General features: G+C 69.2%; 13 protein-coding genes and 1 pseudogene. 12 read left to right on the top strand and 2 right to left on the bottom strand.

What is annotated here, in order from left to right:
* Nucleotides 1-27 precede the first annotated feature (27 nt).
* The 9 genes and pseudogenes from AC1DK4_RS10725 (at nucleotide 28) to pip (ending at nucleotide 7,404) form a co-directional block, all read left to right on the top strand.
* Nucleotides 28-1,098: an NADH:ubiquinone reductase (Na(+)-transporting) subunit F gene (locus AC1DK4_RS10725; protein WP_441649858.1), complete on the top strand. Its 1,071-nt coding sequence runs from the start codon at nucleotides 28-30 to the stop codon at nucleotides 1,096-1,098.
* Nucleotides 1,099-1,122: 24 nt separating this feature from the next.
* Nucleotides 1,123-1,437, top strand: coding sequence for a 2Fe-2S iron-sulfur cluster binding domain-containing protein (locus tag AC1DK4_RS10720; RefSeq protein WP_441614274.1), 315 nt, complete (start codon nucleotides 1,123-1,125; stop codon nucleotides 1,435-1,437).
* 94 nt (nucleotides 1,438-1,531) lie between these two features.
* Entirely contained in the window at nucleotides 1,532-2,464 is a 933-nt protein-coding gene (locus AC1DK4_RS10715; protein WP_441614276.1) for a catechol 2,3-dioxygenase, read from the top strand.
* Between the two features lie 138 nt (nucleotides 2,465-2,602).
* Nucleotides 2,603-4,057 (top strand): 2-hydroxymuconic semialdehyde dehydrogenase, encoded by a 1,455-nt coding sequence (locus AC1DK4_RS10710; protein WP_441614278.1) that lies wholly within the window; start codon nucleotides 2,603-2,605, stop codon nucleotides 4,055-4,057.
* A 62-nt stretch (nucleotides 4,058-4,119) separates the two neighbouring features.
* On the top strand, nucleotides 4,120-4,902 hold the full coding sequence (gene dmpE, locus AC1DK4_RS10705; protein ID WP_441614364.1) for a 2-oxopent-4-enoate hydratase: 783 nt from the start codon (nucleotides 4,120-4,122) through the stop codon (nucleotides 4,900-4,902).
* A gap of 31 nt (nucleotides 4,903-4,933) precedes the next feature.
* Nucleotides 4,934-5,722, top strand: coding sequence for a 2-oxo-3-hexenedioate decarboxylase (gene dmpH / locus AC1DK4_RS10700; RefSeq protein WP_441614280.1), 789 nt, complete (start codon nucleotides 4,934-4,936; stop codon nucleotides 5,720-5,722).
* Between the two features lie 219 nt (nucleotides 5,723-5,941).
* Nucleotides 5,942-6,133 (top strand): 2-hydroxymuconate tautomerase, encoded by a 192-nt coding sequence (locus AC1DK4_RS10695; RefSeq protein ID WP_441614282.1) that lies wholly within the window; start codon nucleotides 5,942-5,944, stop codon nucleotides 6,131-6,133.
* A 19-nt stretch (nucleotides 6,134-6,152) separates the two neighbouring features.
* Nucleotides 6,153-6,332: pseudogene (locus tag AC1DK4_RS10690) on the top strand (acetaldehyde dehydrogenase (acetylating)); the annotation flags it as partial.
* Between the two features lie 112 nt (nucleotides 6,333-6,444).
* Nucleotides 6,445-7,404, top strand: coding sequence for a prolyl aminopeptidase (gene pip, locus AC1DK4_RS10685; RefSeq protein WP_441614284.1), 960 nt, complete (start codon nucleotides 6,445-6,447; stop codon nucleotides 7,402-7,404).
* A gap of 27 nt (nucleotides 7,405-7,431) precedes the next feature.
* On the opposite strand, the gene AC1DK4_RS10680 is transcribed toward pip, so the two are convergent.
* Together AC1DK4_RS10680 and AC1DK4_RS10675 are read right to left on the bottom strand one after the other, a co-directional pair.
* Nucleotides 7,432-8,418 carry a GlxA family transcriptional regulator gene (locus AC1DK4_RS10680; protein ID WP_441614286.1) on the bottom strand — a complete coding sequence of 329 codons (987 nt, stop codon included), beginning with the start codon at nucleotides 8,416-8,418 and terminating at the stop codon, nucleotides 7,432-7,434.
* Nucleotides 8,419-8,541: 123 nt separating this feature from the next.
* Entirely contained in the window at nucleotides 8,542-9,522 is a 981-nt protein-coding gene (locus AC1DK4_RS10675) for an aliphatic sulfonate ABC transporter substrate-binding protein (RefSeq protein WP_441614288.1), read from the bottom strand.
* Nucleotides 9,523-9,940: 418 nt separating this feature from the next.
* Here AC1DK4_RS10675 and AC1DK4_RS10670 point away from each other — a divergent pair, with 418 nt between their 5' ends.
* The 3 genes from AC1DK4_RS10670 to AC1DK4_RS10660 are packed head-to-tail and all read left to right on the top strand — an operon-like array spanning nucleotide 9,941 to nucleotide 15,907.
* A complete protein-coding gene (locus AC1DK4_RS10670; RefSeq protein WP_441614290.1) occupies nucleotides 9,941-13,174 on the top strand; it encodes an efflux RND transporter permease subunit in 3,234 nt (1,077 codons plus the stop codon).
* Nucleotides 13,175-13,178: 4 nt separating this feature from the next.
* Nucleotides 13,179-14,408 carry an efflux RND transporter periplasmic adaptor subunit gene (locus AC1DK4_RS10665; RefSeq protein WP_441614292.1) on the top strand — a complete coding sequence of 410 codons (1,230 nt, stop codon included), beginning with the start codon at nucleotides 13,179-13,181 and terminating at the stop codon, nucleotides 14,406-14,408.
* Nucleotides 14,405-15,907 (top strand): efflux transporter outer membrane subunit, encoded by a 1,503-nt coding sequence (locus tag AC1DK4_RS10660; protein WP_441614293.1) that lies wholly within the window; start codon nucleotides 14,405-14,407, stop codon nucleotides 15,905-15,907. The genes AC1DK4_RS10665 and AC1DK4_RS10660 overlap by 4 nt, the downstream gene beginning before the upstream one ends.
* Nucleotides 15,908-16,014 lie beyond the last annotated feature (107 nt).

The following is a 16,014-nucleotide window of genomic DNA, read 5'->3' as shown; positions in this document are numbered from 1 at the left end:
GCGGCGCGGGTTTGAAGGAGAACCGAGATGTATTCCCTGACCATTGAACCGATCGGCCAGACCATCCCCATCGCGCCGGGACAGACCGTGCTGGATGCCTGCCTGCGCAACGGCGTGTGGCTGCCGCATGCCTGCTGCCATGGCCTGTGCGCCACCTGCAAGGTGCAGGTGGTGGGTGGCGAGTTCGAGCACGGCGAGGCATCGAGCTTCGCGCTGATGGACTTCGAGCGCGACAACGGCCAGTGCCTGGCGTGCTGCGCCACCGCGCAGTCCGACATGGTGATCGAGGCCGATATCGAGGAAGATGCCGACTCGCTCGGCCTGCCGCTGGCCGACTACCGCGCCGAAGTGGTGGCCACGCGCGCGCTCACGCCCACCATCCGCGGCATCTGGCTGCGCGTGAAGGACGGCGGCGCCGCCGCCTTCCAGGCCGGGCAGTACCTCAACCTGCGCGTGCCCGGCTGCGACCAGCCGCGCGCCTTCTCGCTGGCCAACCGGCCCGGCGACGACCTGGTCGAGCTGCATGTGCGGCGCGTGGCGGGGGGCCAGGCCACCGGCTACCTGCATGAGCAGCTCGCGGTGGGCGACGAACTGCGCTTCTCGGCACCGTACGGGCGTTTCTTCGTGCGCAAGTCCGCGCGCGTGCCGATGATCTTCCTGGCCGGCGGCTCGGGCCTGTCCAGCCCGCGCGCGATGATCCTCGACATGCTGGCCGCCGGCGAGACCTTGCCCATCACGCTGGTGCAGGGCGCGCGCAACCGCGCCGAGCTGTACTACGACGAGGAATTCCGCGCGCTGGCGGCGGCCCACCCGGGCTTCCGCTACGTGCCGGCGCTGTCCGACGAGCCCGGCGACAGCGGCTGGGACGGCGCGCGCGGCTACGTCCACGATGTGCTGCAGGGCCTTTATGGCGCCAGCGGCGGCGGCGCGGATTTTCGCGGGCACAAGGCCTACCTGTGCGGGCCGCCGCCGATGATCGAGGCCTGCATCCGCACGCTGATGCAGGGGCGGCTGTTCGAGGCGGACATCCATACCGAGAAGTTCATCTCGGCGGGCGACGCGCAGAACAGCGCGCGCAGTCCGCTGTTCAAGATCTGAACGAACCCTGCACGAGGACTCGCCATGCACAACGTGGAGATCGCCGGCAGCGGGCAGTGCTACCCGTGCGCGCCGGAGCAGAACCTGCTGCGCGCCATGGAGGCGCTGGGCAAGCGCGGCATCCCGGCCGGTTGCCGCGGCGGTGGCTGCGGCGTCTGCAAGGTGCGCATCGAATCCGGGCGCTACCACACCGGCAAGATGAGCCGCGCCTGCCTGTCGGAGGCGGAGGAGGGCAGCGGCCTGGTGCTGGCCTGCAAGGCCTACCCGGACAGCGACATCCGCCTGCGGCCGGTGGCGCTGCTGCAGCGCTGCCTGGAGCGGCGCATGCCGAAGACGTAGTCGCAGCAGAACCGTAGAACAGTAGATCAGTAGAAAAAACGCAGCAAGAAAAGATGGACCGATAACCCCATCATCAAGGATCAAGGAGACAGTCATGGCATTGACAGGCGTATTGCGTCCGGGGCACGTGGCATTGCGCGTGCTGGAGCTGGAGCCGGCGCTCAGGCACTACACCGAGGTACTCGGGCTGATCGAAACCGCGCGCGACGACAAGGGCCGCGTCTACCTCAAGGCCTGGGACGAGCATGACCACCACAGCGTGGTCCTGCGCGAGGCCGACAGCCCGGGCATGGACTACATGGGCTTTCGCGTGGACAGCGGCCGCACGCTGGAGCGGCTGGCGCACGAAGTGGAGCAGTCGGGCCTGGCCTCGGACTGCCAGTGGATTGCCGCCGGCGAGCATCCGCGCACCGGCGTGCGCTTTCGCTTCACCATCCCCACCGGCCATGCCATCGAGCTGTTCGCGGACAAGGACAAGCTGGGCTGCATGACCGGCGACAGCAACCCCGACCCGTGGCCCGACGACCTGCGCGGGATGGCGCCGAGCCGCTTCGACCATTGCCTGCTGTATGGCGACGACGTCGACGGCACGGTCAGGCTGTTCCGCGACGTGCTCGGCTTCACGCTGGCCGAGGAAGTGGTGGCCGGGCCGGACCGGATGCTGATCGGCGCCTTCCTGACCTGCTCCAACAAGGCGCACGACATCGCCTTTATCCGCCACCCCGAGAAGAACAAGTTCCACCACGCCTCGTTCAACCTGGACAACTGGGGCGAAGTGCTCAAGGCCGCCGACATCATCTCCAAGAAGGACGTCTCGCTCGATATCGGGCCCACGCGCCACGGCATCACGCGCGGCGCCACCATCTACTTCTTCGATCCTTCCGGCAACCGCAACGAGGTGTTCTCCGGCGGCTATATCCACTATCCGGACAAGCCCACCATCACCTGGACCGACAACGAACTGGGGCGGGCGATCTTCTATCACGACCGCAAGCTCAATGATGCGTTCCTGAGCGTGCTGACCTGAGCGCCGCGAGTTGAGCGGACCGGCGTGGCACCGGATGGCGCCGGTTTGCTCCCCCCTCCCACGCGGTGGGAGAGGGGAGAGCGCGCACAGCCGGCCGGGCGCCCGGCCCGGCGCAACGTCCCAACCATCGAGACAGACATGAAAGAATTCAAGAACTTCATCAACGGCGAGTGGGTCGGCACCGCCCGCCAGTTCGACGACCGCAACCCCGTCGACAACAGCCTGATCGCCCGCGTGCACGAAGCCGGGCAGGCCGAGGTGGACGCCGCCGTGAGCGCGGCCAGGCAGGCCCTGCACGGACCGTGGGGCAGGATGACCGTGGCGCAGCGCGTGGAGTTGCTGCACGCGGTGGCCGACGGCATCAACCGCCGCTTCGACGATTTCCTGCAGGCGGAGATCGCCGACACCGGCAAGCCGCTGTCGCTGGCCAGCCATGTCGACATCCCGCGCGGCGCGGCCAATTTCAAGGTGTTTGCCGACCTCATCAAGAACGTGCCGGCGGAGAGCTTCGCCATGGCCACCCCGGACGGCGGCGAGGCCATCAACTATGCGGTGCGCGCGCCGCGCGGCGTGATCGGCGTGGTGTGCCCGTGGAACCTGCCGCTGTTGCTGATGACGTGGAAGGTCGGGCCCGCGCTGGCATGCGGCAATACCGTGGTGGTCAAGCCATCGGAGGAGACGCCAGCCACCGCCACGCTGCTGGGCGAGGTGATGAACGAAGCCGGCGTGCCGCCCGGCGTCTACAACGTGGTGCACGGTTTCGGCCCCGATTCCGCCGGCGCCTTCCTGACCGCGCACCCGGATGTAGACGGCATTACCTTCACCGGCGAGACACGCACCGGCGAGGCCATCATGAAGGCTGCCGCCAATGGCGTGCGTCCGGTCTCGTTCGAACTGGGCGGCAAGAACGCCGGCATCGTGTTCGCGGATGCGGACTTCGACAAGGCCGTCGCCGGCATCACGCGCTCGGCCTTCGAGAACAGCGGCCAGGTGTGCCTGGGCACCGAGCGGGTCTATGTGCAGCGGCCCATCTTCGCGCGCTTCGTCGCCGCGCTCAAGGCCAGGGCGGAGGGGCTGAAGCTGGGCAAGCCGGGCGACGACGGCGTGAACATGGGGCCGCTGGTGTCGCTGGAGCATCAGGCCAAGGTGCTGTCGTACTACCGCAAGGCGGCGCAGGCCGGCGCCACCGTGGTCACCGGCGGTGGCGTGCCGCCGATGCCGGGCGCGCTGGCCGAAGGCGCCTGGGTGCAGCCGACCATCTGGACCGGCCTGCCCGAGGACGCGGCGGTGATCCGCGAGGAGATCTTCGGGCCCTGCTGCCATATCGCGCCCTTCGATACGGAAGAGGAGGTCGTGCGGCTCGCCAACGATACGCCCTATGGCCTGGCCGCGACCGTGTGGACCAGCGACCTCGGCACCGCCCACCGCATGGGCCGTGCGCTGGACGTGGGCATCTGCTGGATCAACGCCTGGTTCCTGCGCGACCTGCGCACGGCCTTCGGCGGCGCCAAGCAATCCGGCATTGGCCGCGAGGGCGGGGTGCATTCGCTGGAGTTCTATACCGAACTGCGCAATATCTGCGTGAAGCTGTGAGGCTGGCCATGGGCAACGAGACAAACGCGACAAACGCGACAAACGAGATGGACGTGACGAGCATCACGCGAGAACAGATCCGCGAGATCGGCGCGAGCCTGCACCAGGCACTGGTCGCGCGCGCGCCGCTGGCTCCGCTGACCGCGACCTGGCCAGGCCTGTCCATCGACGACGCCTACCGCATCCAGYTGGCCATGGTGCAGCACCGGATCGATGCCGGCGAGCGGGTGGTCGGCAAGAAGATCGGCGTGACCAGCCGCGTGGTGATGGACATGCTCGACGTGCGCCAGCCGGATTTCGGCCACTTGCTGTCCGGCATGGTCCACGGCGACGGCGCGGCGATCGCCGCCGACACGCTGATCGCGCCCAAGGCCGAAGGCGAGATCGCCTTCGTGCTCAAGGAAGACCTGGCCGGGCCGGGCGTGACCAATGCCGACGTGCTGCGCGCCACCGCCTACGTGCTGCCGTGTTTCGAGATCGTCGATTCGCGCATCCGCGACTGGAAGATCCGCATCCAGGACACCGTGGCGGACAACGCCTCGTCGGGCGTGTTCGTGCTCGGCGATGCGGCGGTGGACCCGCGCGGGCTCGACTTGGGCACCGTGGGCATGACGCTGGAGAAGAACGGCGAGATCGTTGCCACCGGCGCGGGTGCGGCCGCGCTGGGCCACCCGGCCAATGCGGTGGCGTGGCTGGCGAACACGCTCGGGCGGCTCGGCATTGGCCTGAAGAAGGGCGAGGTGATCCTGTCCGGCTCGCTGGCCGCGATGGTGCCGGTCAAGGCCGGCGACCAGCTGCGCATCAGCCTCGGCGGCATCGGCTCGGCCGGCGTGCGCTTCGTGTGAATCCCGTCTATCCGCTGCACAGGAGCTAGCCATGAACCTGACCCAAGACACCATCCTCCAGCTCGCCGAGTTCCTGGAGAACGCCGAACTCACGCGCGAGCCGGTGCGCAAGATCACCGATACCCATCCCGACATGGACTGGGACGACGCCTACGCCATCCAGGACGCGATCCGCGCCCGCAAGCAAGCGCGCGGCACCCGCATCGCTGGCCTCAAGATGGGCCTGACCTCGTTTGCCAAGATGCGCCAGATGGGCGTGACCGAACCGGTCTACGGCTTCCTGACCGACTACGGCGCCTGCATGGATGGCGGCGCCATCGACACCGCCGCGCTGATCCATCCCAAGGTGGAGGCGGAGATCGCGTTCGTGCTCAAGCATCCGCTGCGTGGCCCGGGCTGCCATATCGGCGACGTGCTGGCGGCCACGGACTTCGTGCTGCCGGCGGTGGAGGTGATCGACTCGCGCTACGAGCAGTTCCGTTTCGATCTCAAGAGCGTGATTGCGGACAACACCTCGTCCGCGCGCTTCGTCACCGGCGGCACGCACCGCGGTGCCGACGGGCTGGACCTGAAGAACCTCGGCGTGGTGCTGGAGAAGAACGGCGAGGTGGTGGCCACCGCGGCCGGCGCGGCGGTGCTGGGCCATCCGGCCAGCAGCGTGGCGATGCTGGCCAATATGCTGGGCGCGCGCGGGCGCGAGCTGCCGGCCGGCACCTTCATCATGACCGGCGGCGTGACCGAGGCCGTCGCGGTGGCGGCGGGCGACAGCATCACGGTGCGCTACCAGCACCTGGGCACGGTTTCGATGCGCTTCGTCTGAGCACGCCGCCAGCAGGTGGCTGGCCGAGCGCGAGGGCTACAGCAACGGCACCCACTGTTACGATGTCATGCTGGCCGAACTAGGCCTGCCGCACGGCATGGCAAGCCCGCGCCGAGTGCGCGGGGCCTGGCGGCACCTTATACGCAATCGATCGACCCAAGCCAGGTCAAGCCAACCCAACCCAAACCAAACCAGACCAAACCAGACTGGAGAAACACCATGCCCATCATGCAAGTCTTCCTGATCGAAGGCAGGACCGAAGAGCAGAAGGCGCGCCTCATCCGCGCGCTCACCGACGCCGCGGTGGAATCGATCGGCGCGCCGGTCGAGACCGTGCGCGTGATGATCACCGAGGTGCCGAACACGCAGTTCGGCATCGGCGGCAAGACCGCGAAGGCACTGGGCCGCTGAGGCGGCGGGGAGAACCGGCATGGACATGAGAACGAGCGGCAGGCACAAGGTGGCCATCATCGGCTCGGGCAATATCGGCACCGACCTCATGATCAAGGTGATGCGCCAGGCCAGGCACCTGGAGATGGGCGCCATGGTCGGCATCGACGCGGCTTCGGACGGGCTGGCGCGTGCCGCCCGCCTGGGCGTGCCCACTACCGAGCCGGTCCGGAGCTGGCCCGGAGTTGACCCGGAGTTGACCCGGCGCTGACCCGAAGCAGGCCCGGAGCAGACTACAATCCGTGCAGATACCTGCCTTCCCGGAAACCGCCATGACCGCACTGCGCACGCTCTATCCGCCCATCGAACCCTACGCGAGCGGCACGCTCGATGTCGGCGATGGCCACGTCATCTATTACGAGCGGGTAGGCACGCCGGGCGGCAAGCCGGCGCTCTTCCTGCATGGCGGGCCCGGCGGCGGCATCTCGGCCGAGCATCGCCGGCTGTTCGACCCCGCGCGCTACGATGTGCTGCTGTTCGACCAGCGCGGCTGCGGCCGCTCGACCCCGCATGCCGGCCTCGAGGCCAATACCACCTGGCACCTCGTCGAGGATATCGAGCGCCTGCGCCGGCTGACCGGTGCCGAGCAATGGCTGGTGTTCGGCGGCTCCTGGGGCTCGACGCTGGCGCTGGCCTATGCGCAGCGCCACCCGGAGCGGGTCAGCGAGCTGGTGCTGCGCGGCATCTATACCCTGAGCAAGGCGGAACTGGCCTGGTACTACCAGTTTGGCGTCTCGGAGATGTTCCCGGAAAAGTGGGCGCGCTTCCAGGCGCTCGTGCCGGAGGCCGGGCGCGGCGACATGCTGGGCGCCTACCGCAAGCTGCTGACCGGCAGCGATACCGCGAAGCAGCTGGAGGCCGCGGTGGCGTGGAGCCTGTGGGAGGGCGAGACCATCACGCTGCTGCCGGACGCCGCCTTCTCGGCCACGCACGGCGACGCGCATTTTGCCCTGGCCTTCGCCCGCATCGAGACACACTATTTCGTCCACGGCGGCTGGCTGGAGGAGGGACAGTTGCTGCGCGACGCGCACCGGCTCGCCGGCATTCCCGGCGTGATCGTGCATGGCCGCTACGACATGCCCTGCCCGGCACGCTACGCCTACGCGCTGCACCAGGCCTGGCCCACAGCCGATTTCCACCTGATCGAAGGCGCTGGCCATGCATGGTCCGAGCCTGGCATCCTCGACCAGCTACTCGCCGCCACGGACCGGTTCGCGGCGAATCACGGCTAGGCCTGTCGCCCGGCCCCGGCGCGCCGGTCAGGCCGGGGCGGGCTCCGCTTCCGTGCGGCTCATGCGCCGGATCGCCTGCGGCGGCTGGCCGAAGGCGCGCAGGAATGCGCGCCGCATGCGTTCGCGGTCGCCGAAGCCGGTGTCCCTTGCCACCACGTCGATCGGATGCCGGCCCGACTCCATCATCAGCCGCGCGGCTTCGACGCGCAGGTGCTCCACCGCCTTGGCCGGCGTCTGCCCGGTCTCTTCGCGGAAAGCCCGGCTGAACTGGCGCGGGCTCAGGTGCGCGGCCTGCGCCAGTTGTTCCACCGAGAGTTCCGCATGCAGGTTCTGCCGGGCGAAGTCCAGCGCCAGCTGGATGCGGTCCGACTTGGGCTCCAGCTCGAGCAGCGCCGAGAACTGCGATTGCCCGCCCGCGCGGCGGTGATAGACCACCAGCTTGCGCGCCACCTGGCGCGCGACCTCGGCGCCCGCATCCTTTTCCACCAGCGCTAGCGCCAGGTCGATGCAGGCCGTCATGCCCGCGGAAGTCCAGACCGGGCCGTCGATGATGAAGATGCGGTCTTCCTCCAGCTTCACCTTGGGATGGGCGCGCCGCAGGTGGCTGGCGAAGAACCAGTGGGTGGTGGCGCGGCGGCCGTCGAGCAGGCCGGCCTCGGCGAGGTTGAAGGCGCCCGTGCAGGTGGCGCCGATGCGGCGCGAGGATTGCGCCGCCTTTTGCAGGAAGCTGACCATGCCGGGGCTGGTGGGCAGGATTTCGTTGTCGCCCACCACCAGGATCGTGTCGAAAGGCGTGTCGTCGAACGGCTTCGTGGTGACGGCGAAGCCGCCCGAGGTGAGCACGGGGCCGCCGTGCTCCGAGAGCAGCGAGAGCGCGTAGAGCGGGCGGCCGGCGGTGAGGTTGGCGAACTCGAGCACCGAGCTGACCGCCAGGTTCATGGCCTGGAAGCCGTCGTAGACGACGATGCCGATGCGCAGCGCAGCAGGCTCGGCCTGCCCGGTCTTGGGTGGCATGGAAGGTTGCATCCGGTAGATTGATGCCAACCGACTATACGCCAGATCCGGGATGCCCACCGGCCGGCGCCGGAAGTGGCGCGCGCGGCGCCGGCGGCAAGGCTTGGCGCGGACCCAGGCCGCTCAGGCCCTTTTCCAGACCGGCGAATCCGCCACCACCACCTTGCGCGGCAGGATCTTCTGGCTGGCAAATGCATCGGCGATCCGCTGCTGCTCTTCCAGCGATGCGGCGTCGACGGTCTGGACCTGGTAAGTCCGCCGCCGGTTGGCCGCTTCCACCGTGGCCGCGTCCAGCCCGATCAGCGGCGCATGCCATTGCGCCGCGGCTGCGGGGTTCTGCTTGATCCATTCGCCGGCGCGGCGCAGTTCGTCGTAGACCGCCGCTAGCACTTCCGGGTGCTTCTGGGCGTATGGCGTGGCGGCCAGATAGAAGCGCCGGTAGCTCGCCAGGCCCTTGCCGTCGCGCAGGATGCGCGCGCTGGCCTGGCGCTGCACGGCGGCCAGGAACGGATCCCAGATCACCCAGGCGGCCACGCTGCCGCGCTCGAAGGCGGCGCGCGCGTCGGCCGGGCTGAGGTAAGCCGGCTCGATGTCGCGGATCGACAGGCCCGCGCTGGCCAGGGCCTCGAGCAGCAGGTAGTGTGCGCCGGCACCCTTGGCGAAGGCGATGCGCTGTCCCTTGAGCTGGGCGATTTCCCTGATCGGCGAATCCTGGCGCACCACGATGGCCTGCGCCTCGGGCGACGGGGTCTCGATCGCGTAGTAGGTCAGGCTGGCGCCGGCGGCCAGGGCGAAGGGCGGCACCGCGTCGGCCACGTCGGCGCTGAGGTCCAGGTTGCCGACATTGAGCGACTCCAGCAGCGGCAGCCCGGAGGTGAATTCGTACCACTGCACCGTTGCGCCGAGCGGCGCCAGCGCCTTTTCCAGCGTCTCGCGCGATTTCAGCAGGATCATCAGCGTGGAGGATTTCTGGTAGCCGATGCGCAGCGTGTGCTTTTGCGCTTGCGCGCGGGCCGGCTGCGCCAAGCCGAGCAGGGCAGCCGCCCCGGCCGCGAGCACGCTGCTGACCACCGTGCGCCGCTGTTTGTCGAGTTCTTGCGCCATTGCCGTTCCTGCATTGTCCGTCGATAAGCGCAGAAGGGTAGGCGAGCGCCGGCCGGCAGGGAACGAATAATGCCGCAGTTGCTTATGCGTCCGGCAGGGCGGGTGAGGGGGTAATGTCCATGCATTCGCGCACCCGATAAATGTCTGCGTGAATGTATTTGCACTGCGCGCAACACCTTTGAAAGCGGCCATCGGCGTTTGCCAGCGAAGGCCTGCCGCGCCGCAAACGCCGTGCTATATTCGTCCACTGTCGACGCAATGAGCGCATCTGCGGGCTCGGGCAAACGTCCTCGCCACCGCATGCCGCCCGCGCGCCCTGGTCCGGTGGCGGTGTCGACGATCTGCAGCGATCCTGCCGTTCTTTCCGTCGTTCATTCCGTCGTTCTTTCCGTCGTCCTTTCCACAAGAGACCCGCCTCGTGTCCATGGTCCAGCTGGCGCTGCGTCGCCCGTACACTTTTATCGTGATGGCGATGCTGATCGTGCTCGCCACGCCCTTCGCGCTGCTGAAGATGCCGACCGACATCTTTCCGGAAATCAACATCCCGGTCATCAGCATCATCTGGAACTACAACGGCCTGTCGCCCCAGGAGATGGGCCAGCGCATCTCGGCGCAGAACGAGCGCAGCCTGACCACTACCGTCTCCGACATCGAGCACATCGAGTCGACGTCGCTCAACGGCGTGGCGATCATCAAGATCTTCTTCCAGCCCACCGCCAACATCCAGACGGCGATCGCGCAGGTGGTGGCGGTGGAGCAGTCGCAGCTGCGGCAGCTGCCGCCCGGCATCACGCCGCCGCTGGTGATCAAGTACTCGGCCTCGAGCATCCCGGTGGTGCAGCTCGGCCTGTCCAGCCCCACGCTGCCGGAGCAGTCGCTGTTCGACGCCGCCGTGAACCTGCTGCGCCCGCAGCTCATCACCATCCCCGGCGTGGCGGTGCCGTTCCCGTACGGCGGCAAGAGCCGGCTGGTGTCGGTGGACCTCGACATGCAGGCGCTGCAGGCGCGCGGCCTCGCGCCGGCCGACGTGGTCAACGCGGTCAACCTGCAGAACCTGATCCTGCCGTCGGGCACGGCCAAGCTCGGCGAGACCGAGTTCAACGTCAAGATGAACGGCTCGCCCGACGCGATCGCCGGCCTCAACGACCTGCCGGTGCGCACCATCGGCAACAACACCACCTACCTGCGCGACGTGGCCTACGTGCGCGACGGCTTCTCGCCGCAGACCAATATCGTGCGCCAGGACGGCCAGCGCGGCGTGCTGCTGTCGTTGCTCAAGAACGGCGAGGCCTCCACGCTGGACATCGTCAGCAACCTGCGCGCGCTGCTGCCCCGCGCGCAGCAGATCCTGCCGCCGGACGTGAAGGTCACGCCGTTGTTCGACCAGTCGGTGTTCGTGAAGGCCGCCGTCAAGGGCGTGGTGTTCGAGGCGCTGATCGCCGCCGGCCTGACCGCCGCCATGGTGCTGCTGTTCCTCGGCAACTGGCGCAGCACGCTGATCATCGCGCTGACCATTCCGCTGTCGATCCTGGCGTCGGTGCTGATGCTGCACGCGCTCGGCGAAACCCTGAACCTGATGACGCTGGGGGGCCTGGCGCTCTCGGTCGGTATCCTGGTGGACCAGGCCATCGTCACCATCGAGAACATCGAGCGGCACCTGCACCTGGGCAAGCCGCTGCTGGAGGCCATCGACACCGGCGCCGGAGAAATCGGGGTGGCGGCGTTCGTGTCCACGCTGTGCATCTGCATCGTGTTCGTGCCGATGTTCTTCCTCGAGGGCGTCGCGCGCTTCCTGTTCGTGCCGCTGGCCGAGGCCGTGGTGTTCGCCATGGCGGCCTCCTATATCCTGTCGCGCACGCTGGTGCCGACGCTGGTGATGCTGCTGATGGGCGGCGCGCACACGCAGGGCGGCGACGGCAAGCCCAGCTTGCTGCAGCGGCTGTACCGCGGGTTCGACCGCCGCTTCGAGAACGTGCGGCGCGTCTACACGCTGGCGCTGTCGGCGCAGCTGGCCAACCGCAAGCGCTTCGCCACCGTGTTCCTGGGCTTCTGCGTGCTGTCGTGCGCGCTGATCCCGTTCCTCGGGCGCGACTTCTTCCCGACCGTGGACGCCGGCCAGATCCGCCTGCACATGCGCATGCCGACCGGCACCCGCATCGAGGAGACCGCGCGCGTGGCCGACAAGGTGGAGGCGGCCATCCGCGAGATGATCCCGCCCGCCGAGCTGGAGACCATCCTCGACAACCTGGGCGTGCCCAATAGCGGCATCAACCTGTCCTACAGCAATGCCGGCACCATCGGCACGCTCGACGGCGAGATCCTGATGTCGCTGCGGGAGGGCCACCGGCCCACCGAGGAGTACGTCTCGCTGTTGCGCGCCGAGCTGCCCAGGCGCTTCCCCGGCGTGGAGTTCTTCTTCCAGCCGGCCGATATCGTCACGCAGATCCTGAACTTCGGGCTGCCGGCGGCCATCGACGTGCAGTTCACGGGCAACAACCTGCAGGCCAACGCCCAGCTCGCCGGCGAGCTGGTCAAGCAGATCCGCCAGATCCCCGGCGCCGTCGACGCGCACGTGCACCAGCGCAACGACTATCCCGCCATCAACCTGGACATGGACCGCACGCGCCTGCAGCAGCTCGGGCTGTCGGCGCAGAACGTCGGGCAGAACGTGCTGATCTCGCTGTCCGGCAGCTCGCAGACCGCGCCGGCGTTCTGGCTCAATCCGGGCAACGGCATCGTCTACAGCGTGGCGGTGCAGACGCCGCAGTACAAGATCGACTCGCTCGACACGCTGCTCAACCTGCCGGTGGGCGCCGCCGCGAATGCCGCGAGCCCCGCGGCCCCCGCGAACGCCGCCACCAGCCCGGGTGGCTCGCAACTGCTGGGCAACCTGGTGCAGGCCTCCACGTCGCGCCAGCCGGCGGTGGTGTCGCGCTACAACATCCTGCCGGCGATCGACATCTACGTGAGCGTGCAGGGCACCGACCTCGCCACCGTGGCGGGCAAGGTGCAGAAACTCGTGGACCAGATGCAGGGCAAGCTGCCGCGCGGCTCGCAGCTCGTGGTGCGCGGGCAGGTGCAGACCATGCAGTCGTCGTTCATCGGCCTCGGTGTCGGGCTGGCGATGGCGATCGTGCTGGTGTACCTGCTGGTGGTGGTGAACTTCCAGTCGTGGATCGACGCGGCGGTCATCGTCGCGGCGCTGCCCGCGGCGCTGGCCGGCATCGCCTGGATGCTGTTCATCACCGGCACCACGCTGAGCGTGCCCGCGCTGACCGGTGCGATCATGACGATGGGCGTGGCCACCGCCAACAGTATCTTGCTGGTGTCGTTCGCGCGGCAGCGGCTCGACGAGGGCGTGCCGCCGCTGTCGGCCGCGCTGGAGGCGGGCGCCACCCGCATCCGCCCGGTGCTGATGACGGCGCTGGCCATGATCATCGGCATGATCCCGATGGCGCTGGGCCTGGGCGAGGGCGCCGAGCAGAACGCGCCGCTGGGCCGCGCGGTGATCGGCGGGCTGCTGTTCGCCACCGTGTCGACACTGTTCTTCGTACCGGTGGTGTTCGCCGCCGTGCACCGCTGGCTGGCCGGGCGCAAGGCGCACCGGGGCGGGGCGCATCCGCCGCTGGCTCCCACACATCAAGAGGGTTGAGGCAATGACCGAACAACGCCATGCAGAGCTGGGCCTGCACATGGGCGATGCCGGCGGGGACGATCCGCACGAGCATTTGAAGCGCCGCGAGGTGGCGCGGCGCACGCGTATCGCGGCGCTGGTGGTGCTGGCGCTGCTGGCGGTGGGCGCCGGGCGCACGCTGATCAGCCGCTATGCCGACGCCAAGGCCCTGCGCGCGGGCACCGAAGAGCGCGCCAGGCAGTACGTGCTGACCGCGTTGCCGCAGGCCGGCAGCAGCCAGTCGCTGGCGCTGCCCGGTACGCTGCAGGGTTTCGTGCAGGCGCCCATCGCCGCGCGCGCCAACGGCTATGTGAAGCGCTGGACCAAGGACATCGGCGCGCATGTGGAGAAGGGCGAACTGCTGGCCGAGGTCGAGACACCCGAGATCGACCAGCAGCTCAGCCAGGCCATCGCCGCGCGCGAGCAGGCCGCGTCCAGCCTGGCGCTGGCGCGCAGCACGGTAGAGCGCTGGGAGGGGCTGCGCAAGAAGGACGTGGTGTCGCAGCAGGAACTCGACGAGCGCCGCAGCGCGGTCACGCAAGGCGTGGCCAACGTGGCCGCGGCCGATGCCAACGTGCAGCGCCTGCGCCAGCTCGAAGGCTTCAAGCGCGTGGTGGCGCCGTTCGCCGGCATCATCACCCGCCGCAGCGTTGACGTGGGCGACCTGATCGATGGCAACCGCCAATTGTTCCTGCTCTCGCAGACCGACCCGCTGCGCGTCTACGTGAACGTGCCGCAAAGCTATGCCAATCTCGTCAAGGCAGGGCAGGAAGTGGTGGTGACGCAGGCGGAGCTGCGTGGCCAGGCCTTCAAGGGGCAGGTGGCGCGCACCGCTGCGTCGATCGACGCCGCCACGCGGACCATGCAGGTGGAGGTCACGCTGCCCAACCGCGACGGCGTGCTGCTGCCCGGGGCCTACGTCACGGTCTCGCTGCCGCTCAAGAGCAGCCAGGCGTTGCAGGCGCCGAGCAACACGTTGCTGTTCCGCGCCGAGGGCACGCGCGTGGCCGTGGTCGACGCGCAGGGCAAGGTGACGCTGCGCCCGGTCACGCTGGGCCGCTACTACGGCGCCACCGTGGAGGTCCTCGACGGCGTGGGCGCACAGGACCGCCTGGTACTGAACCCGTCGGACTCGATCGCCGACGGCGACCGCGTGGCGCTGGCGCCGGCGTCACCGGCCTCCGCGCCCGCCGCCACGGAGGCCAGGCGATGAGGCTGCGGCGCAGCGCGCAAGCGATCGCACCGGCCGTGGCGCTGGCCGCCTTGCTCGGCGGCTGCGCGGCCGGGCCCGATTACCGCAAGCCCGAGGCCGACATGCCGGCGGCATGGAAGCTCGAGCCGCCGTGGCGCGAAAGCACGCCGGGCGACAGCGTGGCCAAGGGCAACTGGTGGGAGCGCTTCGGCGATCCGCGCCTGGACGCGCTGGAGCGCCAGGCGCTGGCCGCCAGCCCGACGCTCGCCGCCGCCAACGCGCGCCTGCTGCAGGCGCGCGCGCAGGCCAATGCCGCCAACGCCGGGCTGTTCCCGCAGATCGGCATCAATGCGCGCGAGCAGCGCGCGCGGATCTCGGCCAACCGGCCGCTGACCAACTACGCCGCGCCGAACTACTCGACGGTGCAGAACGACTTCACGGCCTCGTTCACCGTCGGCTACGAGCTTGACCTGGCCGGCCGCGTGCGGCGCACGATCGAGAGCGCACAGGCATCGGCGCAGCAGTCGCTCGCCGATTTCGAGAACGTGCGATTGCTGCTGACCACGGATCTCGCCGCCAACTACTACAACCTGCGCGCACTCGACGTAGAGGTCGACGTGCTGCGCCGCTCGATCGCGCTGCAGCGGCGCGCGCTGGACCTGGTCAATGCGCGCCACGACCTGGGCGCCGCGTCGGGCCTGGACCTGGCGCAGCAGCAGGCGCTGCTCGACGCCACGCTCACGCAGGTGGACGTGCTCGCGCGCCAGCGCGGCCAGTTCGAGCACGCCATCGCCACGCTGACCGGCACGCCCGCGCCGCTGTTCACGCTGGCGCCGGAGGGGGCCGAGCTGGTGCCGCCGGCGGTGCCGCTCGGCGTGCCGTCCGACGTGCTGGAGCGCCGCCCCGACGTGGCTTCGGCCGAGCGCGCGATGGCGGCCGCCAATGCGCAGATCGGCGTGGCGAAGTCAGCGTTCTATCCCAGCGTGATCCTGGGCTCGGCCATCGGCACGGAGACGCGATCGTTCGGCTCGCTGTTCGACCTGCCGAGCCTGGTGTGGTCGCTTGGGGCGTCGGCGGCGGTGACGCTGTTCGACGGCGGCAAGCTGCGGTCCAACCTGGACTTCGCGCGTGCTGGCTATGACGGCACGGTGGCCAACTACCGCCGCGTGGTGCTGACCGCGATGCAGGAAGTGGAGGACGGCATCACGGGCCTCGCCGCGCTGTCGCGCGCCAACGACCAGCAGCAGCGCGCCGTGGGCAGCGCCAGCAAGGTGCTCGACATGGCCACGGCCCGCTACGACGGCGGCGCCACCGGCTACCTGGACGTGATCACGGCCCAGCAGGGTTTGCTGGGCGCCGAGCGCACCGCCGTCCAGTTGCGGGGGCAGCAGATGCTGACCGCAGTGTTCCTGGTGAAGGCGCTGGGCGGGGACTGGGGCGGGGCGTCGACGCTGGCCGATGGCGGGAAGTCCGGCGGAAAGACTGGCGGGCAGGCTGGCGGGCAGGTGGCCAGCAAGTAGCCGCGCGGGCCGCTGCTGCGGGTCATGGCGCGCAGCGGCGGATGCCTGTCCAGCAAGAAGCTTGTTTGGTTACTTCGCTGGGCGGCCCAAGGCGCGCTCTCCTACCC

This window comes from Cupriavidus sp. 05N38 (assembly GCF_056397345.1).
This window is presented reverse-complemented; position numbering and strand designations above follow the sequence as displayed.